Origin of the sequence: Kribbella alba (assembly GCF_039529635.1) — a bacterium.
In the GTDB taxonomy this organism is placed as follows: domain Bacteria; phylum Actinomycetota; class Actinomycetes; order Propionibacteriales; family Kribbellaceae; genus Kribbella; species Kribbella alba.
The window spans coordinates 973,863-986,858 of the sequence record NZ_BAAANE010000004.1 but is presented as its reverse complement, the minus strand read 5'-3'; the positions used below and the strand labels follow the sequence as shown (position 1 = coordinate 986,858).

The 12,996-nt window shown below is 69.3% G+C and carries 15 protein-coding genes; 5 read left to right on the top strand and 10 right to left on the bottom strand.

The window, feature by feature from the left end; genetic code table 11:
* The first annotated feature begins 80 nt into the window (after positions 1-80).
* On the top strand, positions 81-242 hold the full coding sequence (locus ABD210_RS11550; RefSeq protein ID WP_344111085.1) for a hypothetical protein: 162 nt from the start codon (positions 81-83) through the stop codon (positions 240-242).
* Positions 243-469: 227 nt separating this feature from the next.
* On the opposite strand, the gene ABD210_RS11545 is transcribed toward ABD210_RS11550, so the two are convergent.
* From ABD210_RS11545 to ABD210_RS11505, 9 genes are all read right to left on the bottom strand, one after another.
* Entirely contained in the window at positions 470-3,388 is a 2,919-nt protein-coding gene (locus ABD210_RS11545; protein WP_344111084.1) for a helix-turn-helix transcriptional regulator, read from the bottom strand.
* Between the two features lie 113 nt (positions 3,389-3,501).
* Positions 3,502-3,666, bottom strand: a complete 165-nt coding sequence (locus ABD210_RS11540) for a hypothetical protein (RefSeq protein WP_344111083.1) — start codon at positions 3,664-3,666, stop codon at positions 3,502-3,504.
* A 13-nt stretch (positions 3,667-3,679) separates the two neighbouring features.
* Complete coding sequence (locus ABD210_RS11535) at positions 3,680-3,814, bottom strand: hypothetical protein (protein WP_344111082.1); 135 nt, start codon at positions 3,812-3,814, stop codon at positions 3,680-3,682.
* 264 nt (positions 3,815-4,078) lie between these two features.
* Positions 4,079-4,300, bottom strand: coding sequence for a hypothetical protein (locus ABD210_RS11530; protein WP_344111081.1), 222 nt, complete (start codon positions 4,298-4,300; stop codon positions 4,079-4,081).
* A gap of 23 nt (positions 4,301-4,323) precedes the next feature.
* Complete coding sequence (locus ABD210_RS11525; RefSeq protein WP_344111080.1) at positions 4,324-5,259, bottom strand: PfkB family carbohydrate kinase; 936 nt, start codon at positions 5,257-5,259, stop codon at positions 4,324-4,326.
* Entirely contained in the window at positions 5,250-6,290 is a 1,041-nt protein-coding gene (locus ABD210_RS11520; RefSeq protein ID WP_344111079.1) for an ADP-ribosylglycohydrolase family protein, read from the bottom strand. Before ABD210_RS11520 ends, ABD210_RS11525 begins: the two co-directional genes overlap by 10 nt.
* Positions 6,287-7,006: a GntR family transcriptional regulator gene (locus ABD210_RS11515; protein WP_344111078.1), complete on the bottom strand. Its 720-nt coding sequence runs from the start codon at positions 7,004-7,006 to the stop codon at positions 6,287-6,289. Before ABD210_RS11515 ends, ABD210_RS11520 begins: the two co-directional genes overlap by 4 nt.
* Positions 7,003-7,593: a cysteine hydrolase family protein gene (locus ABD210_RS11510; RefSeq protein ID WP_344111077.1), complete on the bottom strand. Its 591-nt coding sequence runs from the start codon at positions 7,591-7,593 to the stop codon at positions 7,003-7,005. Before ABD210_RS11510 ends, ABD210_RS11515 begins: the two co-directional genes overlap by 4 nt.
* Positions 7,593-9,074: a purine-cytosine permease family protein gene (locus ABD210_RS11505; protein WP_344111076.1), complete on the bottom strand. Its 1,482-nt coding sequence runs from the start codon at positions 9,072-9,074 to the stop codon at positions 7,593-7,595. The genes ABD210_RS11510 and ABD210_RS11505 overlap by 1 nt, the downstream gene beginning before the upstream one ends.
* A 186-nt stretch (positions 9,075-9,260) precedes the next feature.
* Here ABD210_RS11505 and ABD210_RS11500 point away from each other — a divergent pair, with 186 nt between their 5' ends.
* Genes ABD210_RS11500 through ABD210_RS11490 form a run of 3 tightly spaced genes read left to right on the top strand, consistent with a single transcriptional unit; the run spans position 9,261 to position 11,439 of the window.
* Complete coding sequence (locus tag ABD210_RS11500; protein ID WP_344111075.1) at positions 9,261-10,079, top strand: alpha/beta fold hydrolase; 819 nt, start codon at positions 9,261-9,263, stop codon at positions 10,077-10,079.
* 5 nt (positions 10,080-10,084) lie between these two features.
* Positions 10,085-10,648 (top strand): NADH-quinone oxidoreductase subunit B, encoded by a 564-nt coding sequence (locus ABD210_RS11495; protein WP_344111074.1) that lies wholly within the window; start codon positions 10,085-10,087, stop codon positions 10,646-10,648.
* A complete protein-coding gene (locus tag ABD210_RS11490) occupies positions 10,645-11,439 on the top strand; it encodes an NADH-quinone oxidoreductase subunit C (protein ID WP_344111072.1) in 795 nt (264 codons plus the stop codon). Before ABD210_RS11495 ends, ABD210_RS11490 begins: the two co-directional genes overlap by 4 nt.
* Before the next feature lie 116 nt (positions 11,440-11,555).
* Here the strand turns inward: ABD210_RS11490 and ABD210_RS11485 are convergent, their stop codons facing one another.
* On the bottom strand, positions 11,556-11,744 hold the full coding sequence (locus tag ABD210_RS11485) for an NmrA family NAD(P)-binding protein (RefSeq protein ID WP_344111071.1): 189 nt from the start codon (positions 11,742-11,744) through the stop codon (positions 11,556-11,558).
* 85 nt (positions 11,745-11,829) lie between these two features.
* Here ABD210_RS11485 and ABD210_RS11480 point away from each other — a divergent pair, with 85 nt between their 5' ends.
* On the top strand, positions 11,830-12,780 hold the full coding sequence (locus ABD210_RS11480) for a complex I subunit 1/NuoH family protein (protein ID WP_344111069.1): 951 nt from the start codon (positions 11,830-11,832) through the stop codon (positions 12,778-12,780).
* Positions 12,781-12,996: the final 216 nt, after the last annotated feature.

Here is a 12,996-nt window from a genome sequence, read left to right as displayed (position 1 = left end):
CGGGGCGGTGGGGCATGGCTTGGCAACTCTGGGTATTGGTAGCGGCGGTTTTCGCTAGTGGTCTGCTAGTGGTCTTCGTCGTGAGAATGCGGCACGCGCAGCGGGTGTTCAACCGGATCGTCGGGCAGGTTGACGAGTCCCGGAACGACGAGATCGCCAGGCACCGCCGCGCCCGCGGCAGGCTGCTGCGTGACCTCGGACAACCGGCCGGCGTCGCCGCCCACGCTCGCAGACACCACTGACCGATCCGTCACGACAGGCGCCCATCACCTGTGGCAGGTCCTCGACCAGTGGCGGGTCCGTGGACAGAAATGCTGACCGAACGGCCTGGGCTCGCTGCCACCCCCACCCCCCTTGGCGCGGGCACTAGGCAACCCACCTGCTCTCCGCTGATGCGGAGAGCAGGTGTGCGTCGGGCGAGGTTCAGCCCAGCAACGGGGCCGCCCGGGCGGCCGGGACGAGCTGCGGGTCAGTCGAGGAGGCCGTCTCTTCTGGCGACGGCGGCGGCTTCGGTGCGGGAGCGGACGCCTAGTTTGGCGAGGATGTTCGAGACGTGCACGCTGACTGTCTTCTCGCTGATGTAGAGCTCCCGCGCCAATTGCCGGTTCGTCCGGCCCTCCGCCAGCAACGCGAGCACCTCGGTCTCCCGGGCGGTCAGCGCGGCTGGGCCGCCGATCCCGCCCTCCGCACCTCCGAGCTCGTCAAGCAGCGGCTTGGCCCCCAACGCGCGAGCCACCTCTGCTGCCAGCTGAGCCTGCTCGTGAGCCTCGGCCACCCGGCCCGCGGCACGCAGCGCGGCGGACAGGTGGATCCGCGACCACGCTTGCTCGAAGACATACCCGTAGCCGAAGGCGTCGACGGTGCGCCGCCAGGTCGTGACGTGTTCCGCAGGCGTCGGCGGCTCGATGTCCGCGAGCCATCGCAGGCGCTCCCACTCCGCCTCCAGCCGAGCGAGCCAGGCGATTCCCTCGACGCCCAGCACGCGGCCGGGCGGCATCCCCTTCTCGGCGGTCAGCTGCCCGTCGCTGACCAGCTCGGCACCACGAGCGACCAGCTCGGCGGCCGCGCCCGGCTCGCTGACGACCCGATGGCTCAACAGCTGCAGCCCCATCGCCGAGAACCGGATCCGGGCCAGGAACCACTCGTTCTGGAACACATCCGCGCACAAGGCGGCCACGTCCGCGATCAGCTTCTCGGCCTCCGCGATCTGGTCCAGCCCGCGGTAGGCGTCCACCGCGGGCTGCAGGCCGATGATCGGCAGCATGATGTCGATCGTCCACCAGTTGCGGAGCCGCTCGAGCTCCTCGGCCACGGAGGTGTCGCCCCGGCCCGAGCGGACTGCCATGCCGACTGCCCGCAAGGCCGCGTCAGCCGCCGCCGGTGTCTTCGAGTCCGTCTGCGCGGTAACCGCCGCCTCATCCCAGTCGCCCATCACGAACTGGGTCAGCGCGAGCATCCGCCGGGCGTCGAACCCATAGGCGGCCCACTGCCGGCCCAACTCGCCTGCCCGTTGAGCGGCGTGCAGCAGGGCTGTCTTCGCGTTGGCGAGATCGCCCTGCTCGTAGTGGTTGGAGCCCAGCAGATACCGGCTGCGCACCTCGGCGGCGGGATCGCCGGCCAGCTGAGCCCGCACTGCCGCTTCCTCGAGTTGCTTCGCGGCGGCAACAGGGTCACCAGCCCGCCTGCGCAGCTGGGCCAAGGTGATCCCAGCGTCACCCGCGGCTGATTCCTGACCGACCTCGCGAGCGATCTGCAGCGCCTCGTGGGCCCAACGCTCAGCTTCCATCGGTCGGCCCAGGGCATCCGAAACCCGCGCATAGAGCGAGGCGACCTGCGCCTTGAACACGCTCGCGGGCTCGTCCGCGGTCAGCCGCAGCGCCTGCGAGATCGCCTCATGCGCTTCCTTGTCCTGGTCGACGACCAGCGCGATGTCAGCCAGCGGCATCAGCAGCTGAGCCCGCTGCAGGCGTGGCGCATCCGCAGGCAGGTCTGCGAGGGCCTTCCGCAGCAGCTTCAACGCGCGCAACTGCTGGGCGGAAAGCGCGGCAGCCGTGGCGGTCTCGACGATAAGCCAGGTCTTGTCGATGCTGGCCTCGGTCGAGGCGTTCGGATAAAGCTCCAAGGCCAGCTCGTAGTGCTTCAGCGCCTCCAGCGGTGCGGCCACCGAGATCGCCTCCTGCCCGGCCCGCACCCGCGCCTCGAACGCGGTCGCCAGGTCATGCGATCTCGTGGCGTGACCGGCAAGCTCGGCCGCTGTACCCGCGACCGTCTGGTCCTTGAGAGCCTTCGCGTACGCCGCGTGCTGCCGCACTCGTTCCCCAGGGAGCAGGTCGTCATAGACCGCCTCGGCCAGCAGCGCGTGCCGGAAGTAGTAGCTCGCGTTTCCCGGGTGCTCGATGATGTGCGCGTCGATCAGCTCCCGCAGAGCGGCGTCGAGCTCCCGGTCGGGGAGCCCGGCGACAGTCGTCAGCAGCGTGTGTGGAACCCGCCGACCGGCGACAGCGATCACGCGAGCCACCTGGCGGGCGTCGTCCGAGAGCGGATCGAGCCGGACGAGCAGGAGATCGGCCAGATCGGGTGGCACGGCATCCGCGTCGCCCATTGAGGCTGCGGCGACCAGCTCCTCGGTGAAGAAGGCGTTGCCGCCCGCACGCTCCAGGATCCGGCGTACCTCCGATTCGGGCAGCGGCTGGGTGAGCAGGGCAGTCAGCAGGGCGCGGGACTCGTCCGCGTCCAGCGGCAGCAGATTGACCCGGCGGACCCGCGGATTGCGCGACCACTCGGCGATCGGCCGGCGCAGCGGGTGCCGCCGGTGCAGGTCGTCACTGCGGTACGAAACCACGAGGGCGAGCCGCTGGGAGGTCAGCCGGGTGAGCAGGAAACCGATCAGGTCACGGGTGGAGTCGTCGGCCCAGTGCGCGTCCTCGACAACCACCAGCAGCGGCTCGCTGGTCGACAGCGCGGTGAACGCACCGAGCACGGCGTCGAACAGTGCCGCGCGATCGAGCTGGCCCTCCCGCGGGACCGCCGGCGCTCCGATCACGCGATGAGTCGGCAGCAGCCGGCCGATCGCCGGGAAGTTGGTGAGCACGCTGTCGACCAGGTCGGGGCGCTCGCCGGCGAGGCGGCCGAAGATCTCGGTGAACGGCAGATACGGCAGGCCCGCGTCGCCGAAGTCGGTGCAGTGCCCGACCAGGACCCCGAAACCGCGTTCGTGTGCGCCGCTGGCGACCTCGTCGAGCAGCCGGGTCTTGCCGACGCCCGCGTCACCGGACAGCAGGATCGCACCGGCGCGGCGCGTTTTCGCGTCGTCGACGGCGCTGAGCAGGGCGGCCATCTCGGTCGAGCGGCCGACGAGAGGTGTCGAGGTCCAGGGCACGTCGTCCATCTTCGCCCCTGGCGCCGACACAATTCGACGGCATCCCGTCCGCGGGGTGTCCGCAGACACAGAAACGCCGTCCCTGACCGAAATTCTCTGGTCAGGGACGGCGATCGCCGCGGTCATGCGGCGTGAGTGGGTCGCAGGGACCGGCGCACGTGCCGGGGCTCAGGCTTGGCGGCCTGCTCCCGGCGCTCCCGGCGGGCGGTGGCCCGGCCGAACTCGCGCTTGGTCCGCTCCTGCCGGTAGGCGGTCTCCGCCTGAACTGACTGGGGTGTGATGAACATGGTTTGCCTCCCCTCAGACGTTCTTGGTGAAGAGGTGGACCAGGTGCCGGCGGGCTGCGCCGGTCCTGCGGGTGGAGCGGGCGTAGTCACGGGCGAGGCGCTCCCTGCGGTAGGTGACCTCTGCCTTGACGGACTCGTTGGTGAACATCTCGTCTGCCTCCTGGGGCGGTTGCTCTCGACTCCTTGTCGATGCCTCTAATCTGCTCGTCTGAGGAGGGCCGGCACATCGGAACTACTCCCTATCCAGCGCCCTGGGCACTCACTAGGGAGTCCCTGTACGCCGTACCCAGGGCCTAGGTAGTCCCAGTACGCCGTATGCGGCGCCTAAGGAGTCCCCTGAAACAGCAGCGCGGCCGAGTTCCGAAGAACTCGGCCGCGCGGGGATTGACAGGGACTGGTGGTGGTCGGGCACTCACATCGCGTGCCTGGCCTGGACTGCCTGCCGGCTAGGCGCACGGTGCGCCACAGCCTTGGGCTTGCGGTGGAACCACCAGGGGCGCTGGTAGTCCCGCCTGAGGCGTTCCTGGCGGTAGGCGATCTCTGCCTGGAGCGACTGGGGAGAGTGGAACAACATGATGTCCTCCGGGAGCTTGTCGATGGCACGACTCTGCTCGCCTGAGGAGGAGGGCCACATCGGCACAACTCCCTATCCGGGCGCTAGAGACCCCTTAGGAACGCCTCCAGTTCGTCTTCGGTGGGTCCGGTCGCAGGTCCCCGGCGGCTGACGGCAAGTGCCGCCGCGGCGTTGGCCCGGCGGGCGGCTTCGGCCGGTTCCTTGCCCTCGGCAATTCCCACCAGGAAGGCGCCGGCGTGCGCGTCCCCGGCACCATTCAGATCGACCGCCTCGACGTCGAACCCAGCGATCAACTCCGGTTCCCGATCCCGTACTGCGAGGACGCAACCGCCCGGCCCGATCCGCACCAGCACGCCCCCACGAGTGGCTCCGACGCCGCCCTCTGGGGTGATTGTGTTGAGCAGGGCGGAGGCGGCTTTCAGGGGGTCGGCGAGAGCGGTCAGCGAGGTGGCTTCGCGGGCGTTGCAGCTGAGCCAATCGGTTCGGCCGAGAACGGCTTCGAGGGCATTTGAGGGGATCTCGGCAACGAGTGGGCCGGGATCGAAGAAGACCGGCACGTCGTCGGAGATCGTGCTGAGCCAGGGGACCAGGGCCGATCGGTTGGAGTCGTGCAACAGGCTGTACCCGGACAGGTACAGCAAGTCGTCGCTCCCAGGTGCCGGCAGATCCTCGCTGGTCAACGTGGCCTCAGCGCCGCGGCTCGTCACAAAGGTGCGTTCGCCGGACGCATCCACCAGCGTCACCACGAACCCGGTGTCCGATTCCTCCTTTGCCGGACATAACCACTCGACGTCTGCTTCTGTCAGCGCCGCCCGGGCCTGGTCCCCGAACGGCCCGGTGCCGTGCGCCCCGGCGTACAAGGTGGGCAGGCCGAGGCGGGAGGCGGCGGCCATGACGTTGAAGCCGCCGCCGGCCCCGGTCGCAGTACTGGAGGCGATGACGTCACCGCCGCGGGCCGGTAGGTCGCTGACGGTGAGGACCAGGTCGATGACGACGTTGCCGAGGTGGATCAGCCGCATGCCTCACGCACCTTCAGCAGCTGATCGGCGAGGTCGTCCAGGTCGAGGTCGTTGACCTCGGCAACGGTGATCCGCGCCTGCGCGGGGAACGCCTCGTCGCCGTGGCAGGCCCCGGCGACGGCACCCGTGATCGCCGCGATGGTGTCGGTGTCGCCGCCGACCGATGCGGCGAGCCGGCAGGCCAGCCAGGGATCGTCTGGGAAGGCGGCAAGCACCGCGAAGGCGGCTGGTACGGATTCCTGGCTCGCCAGGCTGGTGCCGACGAGGTCGTAAACAAGTGCAGACACGGCACCCGGCCTGGGAGGGGTGTTGCCAGGCGCCGTGTCGATCAGGGAGGTGGCCCACTCGATGCGGGTGGCAACATCCGCACCTGCCACCCAGTGGCCTCGGCCGGCTGCTTCCGCGGCTGCTCGGATCGCGACCGGGATCGCTTCGGCCACCGTCGCGCCGTCGATCCCGGCGCTGACGGCGGCTGCGACCGCAGCCGCTGCTGACAGGGCGAGGCCGGTGTTGTGGGTGGCCGCGCTGGCGGCAACTACGCGATCGAGGAGCAGTTCGGGTTGGTCCGAGGGGGTCGCGATGCCGACCGGCGTGATCCGCATCGCCGCGCCGTTGGTAGTGCCGAAGCGGCCGGCCTCGTTGAGGTCAGTGCCGGCGAGGAGTTCGTCGATGGCTCGCCTGGTCGACGGGCCCAGAAGGTCGAGCGAACCTCGCGCGCGCATCGAGTCCTCCCAGGCCAGGAGCCTCCGCGACAGCTCGCGGCCGTCGACGAGGCCGTTCGACGACACCACCAGTTCGGCCAGCAGGACAGCCTGTTCGGTGTCGTCCGTGATCGCGCCCGCGGGCATCCCGGCCGCCAGCGGCTGGTCGTCCGGGGCGGGGTGGAAGCCGTCGAGCAATTCGCCGTACCGCTCCGCGATGAGTGCCCGCGGCAACGACTGGGTCGGCATCCCGAGGGCATCGCCGATCGCCAGACCGTAGAGGGCGCCGGCGGCCCGGGAGACGCTGGAGGCGCTGGAGGTGCGGCTCATCGGGTGGTCTCGCTGTAGCTGAGGCTGAGCTCGAAGTGCCGCGGGTCGAGCAGGCTGTCGACCTGCTCGGCGAACCTGTCATCAGCTGTCCAGCTGGTCCGTCGGGTGTGCAGGAACCAGGCGCCTTCGGGCCGTCCGAGCAGGGCGGCCTCTTCCGGTTCGAGCGGGCGGCCGCGGAGTCGTTGTTCGCCATGGTCGAGGTGCAGCCCGGCCCTGCTCAGCGTGGCGGTGATAGAGCCGTCGTCCAGACCGCGCTCCGGAAGGTCCCGGAGCCCGTCGACGGCAGGCACGCAACTGCGCTCGATCGAGATGGCATCGCCGCCGACGACGACCCGGAGTCGCTGGATCACGATCACGTCGGGTGAGTCCAGGTCCAGCCGTTCGGCCAGCTCGTGGTCCTGCTCGAGTGCCATCCGGAGCACCCTGACCTGGGTCTCGACGCCTTGTTCGGCCAGTGCGTGGGTCCAGCCGAGCCGGTCGTCGAGCGGCCGGCCGTCGAACAGCACGAACGACCCCTTGCCCGTGCGGGTGGTGATCAGGCCGCTCTCAGTCAGTACTGCGAGCGCCGAGCGGACGGTGTTCCGGCTGACCGAGAACCGCTTGGCCAGTTCCACCTCGCCCGGCAGCTGGGTGCCGCGGCCGACCCGTCCGGAGCGGATCTCACGGGCCAGGATCGACGCGATCCGCTCGTGTTTCAGGCCCACCCCACGGATCACTGTGACTCCGAGGGGTCGAGCTCGCTCCCCGCGCCGTCGGTTTTGGCCGCCGCGTCGACCTGGCGAAGCTCGTCGACCGTGACGATCTCGAGCATCGGCGCGTAGAGCCGCATCAGGGCGATCGCGTGCCGGTGGCTCTCCTCGTCGACCGCGGCGCACGCATCCTCGACCACCTGCACCTGGATCCCGGCATCAACCGCGGCGAGGGCGGTCGAGATCACGCAGCAGTCCGTGGTCACCCCGGCGATCACGAGGTGACCGCCCGGGCCGACGGCCTCGGCCAGCTCAGGACCCCATTTGCCGAAGGTGGTTTTGTCCAGCGTCGGGGCGTCCCGGAACTCGTCCACCAGCTGGTAGGCGTACGAGTCCGGTGGCTGCAGGGCGAACGGCCACTGCTCGTAGTACGGGATCCAGGAGCCGGTCGGTTCCTCAGGCGCGACGAAGCGGGTGAACACGACCTGGGGTGAGAAGAGCTCGACGAGCTCCTGGGTCGGCTTCACCACCCGCTGGAAGTCCGGCGTCGCCCAGCCGCTCTCGGGTTCGGCGAAGATCCGCTGCAGGTCGATCAGGGCGAGGACGGGCGGCATCAGGCCACCTCCTGCCGGCTGCGCTCCTCCTGCGCGTGAACCGCGGCGCGGCCGGCGAAGTACTGGACCAGGAACCCGACGACCAGGGCGAACAGCACGCCCAGGTTGGCAAAGGCCCAGTTCCCCTGCTTGCCGCTGGCCAGTCCGAGGGGATCGAGCAGGTAGCCCTGCCAGGTCAGCCACTTCGCGCTCGTGTTGGTGACCAGGCCCCAACCGATCACGGTGGCGATCACCATGGTTGCCACCGGCAACCACTGCACGTCGCCGTACCGGCCGCGCCGGTCGAACAGTTCGGCCTCGGCGTAGTCGCGGCGACGGTTCGCGATGTCGGCCAGCATGATGCCGCACCAGGCTGCCACCGGGACGCCGAGGGTGATCAGGAAGCCGGTGAACTGAGCGAGGAACTGGTCACCGAAGAACACCACGTAGACGGTCCCGGCGATCATGATGACACCGTCGACGAAGGCAGCCACGTACCGCGGTACGGGCAGGCCGAGCGACAGCAGCGCCAGCCCTGACGAGTAGATGTCCAGTACTGCGCCACCCACCAGCCCGAGCACTGCCACGATCACGAACGGCACCAGGAACCAGGTCGGCAACGCCTCGGTCAGGGCCCCGATCGGGTCGGCCGCGATCGCCGTGCTCAGCTCGGTCGAGGAACCGGCCAGCAGCAGGCCGAAGATGAACAGCACGATCGGTGCGATCGCGGCGCCGAAGGTGGTCCAGCCGACCACGCCGCGGCTGGAAGCCGAGCGGGGCAGGTACCGCGAGTAGTCAGCCGCCGCGTTCACCCACCCCAGGCCGAACCCGGTCATCAGGAACACCAGCGCGCCGATCACCTCCTGGATCGACCCGCTCGGCAGGGCGCTGACCTTGCTCCAGCTGATCTGGTCGGCGACGAGCGCGATGTAGACCACGGTGAGAACGCCGGTGACGATCGTGATGATGGTCTGCATCCGCATGATCAGGTCGAAGCCGAGCACACCGCAGGCCACGATCAGGGCGCCGACCACGACCAGTGCGATCAATTTCGTGAGCCCGCCGCCGCCCCAGCCGAGCCGTTCGAAGACGGTCGCCGTGGCCAGTGTCGCGAGGATCGTCAGCACGGTCTCCCAGCCGACCGTGAGCAGCCACGAGACGAGTGAGGGGAGCTTGTTGCCCCGGACACCGAACGCGGCCCGGCTCAGCACCATCGTCGGCGCCGAGCCGCGCTTGCCCGCCAGCGCGATCAGGCCGCAGAGCAGGAACGAGAAGACGATGCCCAGCACGCCCGCGATCACGGCCTGCCAGAACGAGATGCCGAACCCGAGCGCGAACGCGCCATAGCTCAGCCCGAGCACCGAGACGTTGGCGCCGAACCAGGGCCAGAACAGTTGTTTCGGCGACCCTTTCCGGTCCGCGTCGTCGATGACGTTCAGGCCGTTGCTCTCCACCTGGAGCACGCGCGGCTCGAGCGCACTGTCCTGCAACTGATCGGCCATGGGGTCTCCTACCCGGAATGAACCTGTCCAGTCCTGTCCAATCACCCTAGGTCGACCAGGTAACCCGGTCAAGGATCGTCGTGCCTGTCGGTCGGTGGATGATGGTCATCGCTCATCCAAGGAGCAGTCGGGCTCTGCGAAGGGGTGGTGTGGGTGCCGGTCAGCGCGGAGGTTGATGGGTTTCGGTTGGCCTATGACCGTGACGGGGATGGGCCGGCTGTCGTGCTGTTGCACGGGTGGCCGGGGGATCGGACCGACTACCGGTTGCTCGCGCCGAAGCTGGTTGCCGCGGGCTGTGAGGTCGTGGTGCCGGATCTGAGGGGATTCGGGGAGTCGGACAAACACGTGGCGGACCCGGCCGCGCAGTACGACGTGGCGGCGCAGGGGCGGAGCGTGCTCGGATTGATCGAGGAGCTCGGGCTGGACCGGCCGGTGCTCGCCGGATACGACATCGGCAGCCGGATCGCGCAGGGGATCGCGCGCACCAGGCCTGAGCTGGTCCGCGCGCTGGTGATCGCGCCGCCGCTGCCGGGCATCGGCCGGCGGGTCTTCGGTGAGCAGGCGCAGGTGGAGTTCTGGTACCAGGCTTTCCACAGGTTGCCCGTGAGCGAGGAACTGATCGACGGGAAACCCGAGGCCGTCCGGGCGTATCTGCGGCACTTCTGGACCCACTGGTCCGGCCCGGGCTTCGAGCCGGAGCTGGATCACCTGGTCGAGGTCTACTCGGCGCCAGGCGCGTTCACCGCATCGATCAACTGGTACCGCGCCGGTGCGGGGTCAGTCGCCACCTCCGCGGCCGAGAACGCACCCGCGCCCGGGGAGCGGATCGGCGTACCGACGTCTGTCCTGTGGCCTGAGCACGATCCGCTCTTCCCGCGGGAGTGGTCGGACCGGCTGGACGAGTTCTTCAGCGACGTCCGGCTACGGTTCGTCGACGGCGTCGGGCACTACGCGCCACTGGAGTACCCGGAAGTCCTCGCCGAGGAGATCGTCGGACTAGGCTGACCACCATGGCTGACAGCGCGGTTCATCTGCCGATCCCGACGGTCCGGCCTGCCGTCGGTGCGCTGGCGAAGCTGGCTCCCGAGCCCGTGCGGTACCTGCTGAACTGGGGCCGCAAGTACTCGCTCTGGGTCTTCAACTTCGGGCTGGCCTGTTGCGCGATCGAGTTCATCGCGGCCTCGATGGGTCGGCACGACTTCATCAGGCTCGGCGTGATCCCGTTCGCGCCCGGGCCGCGGCAGGCCGATCTGATGGTCGTGTCCGGCACCGTGACGGACAAGATGGCGCCCGCGATCAAGCGGCTGTACGACCAGATGCCGGAGCCGAAGTACGTGATCTCGTTCGGCTCCTGCTCGAACTCCGGCGGGCCTTACTGGGACTCGTACTGCGTGACGAAGGGTGTCGACCAGATCATCCCCGTGGACGTCTACGTGCCGGGTTGTCCGCCCAGGCCGGAGGCGTTGCTGCAGGGCATCCTCAAGCTGCAGGAGAAGATCGCCGGCGAGAACGTCACCAGCAGGTATGAACCGTCGGCGAAGGCCCTGACCCGCGGCCTGGTGAATCCCCGGTGATCAACGACGCGCTGCGGGCGCTGACCGGGGCCGGGATCACCGCGACGACCGCCGACAGCTTCGGCCCGCAGGTGCTCGACGTACCGGCCGAGGCCTGGGTCGCGGCCCACGAAGTGCTGCGGGACGAAGTCGGGCTGATCTTCTTCGACTTCCTCAGCGCGAGTGACGAGCTGACCGACGGGTTCCGGGTGGTCACACACCTCGCCGACTTCTGGGGCGGTTCGCACGTCGACCACCTGATGGTCCGGACGCTCGTCGCGCGAGCGACTCCACAGCTTGACACGTTGTCCGGCGTCTACGCCGGGGCGAACTGGCACGAGCGCGAGACGTCGGAGATGTTCGGCATCACCTTCGACGGGCACCCGAACCTGGTGCCGCTGCTGCTGCCCGACGGGTTCGAAGGCAACCCGCTGCGCAAGGAGTTCGTCCTCGCCTCGCGGGTCGCCAAGCCTTGGCCGGGCGCCAAGGAACCAGGCGAGTCCGACCACGCCCCCGCCGCGAAGGCCGGAGCCCCCAGCCGCCGCCGCACCCTGCCCCCGGGCGTCCCCGATCCCGAGTCGTGGGGCCCCCGCCCGCCAGGTTCCCCCGATCCGGACCCGCTCGCCGCAGCGCTCACGGCCTCCACCCCGGCCCGCCCCCGCCGGGGCGCGGGCGAACGCCGCACTCCTGGCGAACGCCGCGGCTCGGCACAACGCAGTACGACAGACCAACCCGACGCCTCACCGCCCGCAGGAGAAGGTCCGTCCGAGAGTTCGCCGACTCCTCCGAGCGACAGCGAAGGCCAGTCCTGATTCATTCCTCCTTCGACCTCAGCCGATTCAACTCGAAGACGAGCTGCCCTAGTCGGACGGCTGGAACTCGGCGGCGTGTTCTTCGGTCCATTGGCGGTAGATGAACGCGGGCCTGGCTAGGAGGTCGGGGACTGTGGTGGTGACCGGCTCAGGTTTCTCGACGAGTGAAGCCCAGTAGGCGACTGAACTGTCCGCGAGGGCGGGGTCCGCACCAAAGCCCGCACGGTCACGTCGGCCTCGAGCAGCCCGGTGACTACGTGCCGTCCGACGCGTCCGGTGGCTCCGGTGACGAGGATCGTGGTCATGGCTCTCCCAAGAAGGTGACTGTTTCCGCCCACCCTCGGTCCTGAACATCGGTTGAGGTCAAGCCGGACTCGATAGGGTGCGGTCATGCTCGAGTTCGTGGTGCGGGTCGTGGGGGTGCTGGTCGCGTTCCTGGTGGCGCCCTTGCTGGTCGGTCAGGCCGAGCACAAGGTGATGGCGCACATGCAGTCGCGGCTCGGCCCGATGTACGCCGGTGCCTTCCACGGCTGGGCGCAGCTCGTCGCCGACGGGGTGAAGTTCGTCCAGAAGGAGAGCGTGACCCCGGCAGCCGCGGACAAGCGGGTCTTCGAGTGGGCCCCGGTCGTCGCGATCCTGCCGTACATGGCGGCGATGGCTGCGATCCCTCTCGCACCCGGGATCGTCGGGGCTGACCTCGACTCCGGCCTGTTCTTCGTACTGGCCGTCATGAGCATCGGCGTCCTCGGCTCTCTGATGGCCGGCTGGGCCAGCGGCAACAAGTACAGCCTGCTCGGTGGACTCCGGGTCGCGGCGCAGCTGATGAGCTACGAGCTTCCGTTCGTGTTGTCCGCGGCAAGCGTCGCGGTGGCCGCCGGCACCTTGAGCCTCACCGGGATCGCCGAGGCCTGGAACCCGTGGTGGTTGCTCTGGCAGCTGCCCGGGATGGTGGTGTTCTTCATCGCGGGACTCGCCGAGCTGCAGCGGCCGCCGTTCGACATGCCGGTGGCCGACTCCGAGGTGATCTTCGGCCCGTACACGGAGTACACCGGTCTGCGGTTCGCCATGTTCCTGCTCGCGGAGTACGCCGGGATCGTGGTGCTGGCAGGGCTGGTCACGGTCCTCTACCTCGGTGGCCGGAGCGGCCCCGGCCCCGACTCGATCGGCTGGATCTGGAGCATCCTCAAGATCGCGGCCGTCTCCCTCCTCGTCATCTGGATCCGGGTCGCCTTCCCCCGCCTGCGCGCCGACCAGCTCCAGAAGCTCGCCTGGCAGGGCCTCGTCCCGGTCGCACTCCTGCAGCTGGCGGTCACCGGTATCGGCGTCGCGATCTTCAAGTGAGTCGTTCAGGGAGTCGCCACGCCCGCGCCCCAAGCAGAGGGTCTCTTCAAGCCGTTCCACGGGCCGGCTGGTCGGGGCGAAAGGGGGCAGGGCTCGGGCCGTCGATCGTGCGGTCGGTGGCGCAGGCTCACGGTGGTTCGGTATGCGCTGTCCCGCGAGGAGGGTGGCGGCTTGACGCTGCCTGTCGATCCGGGCTGACCCTGTTCGTGTAGAGGG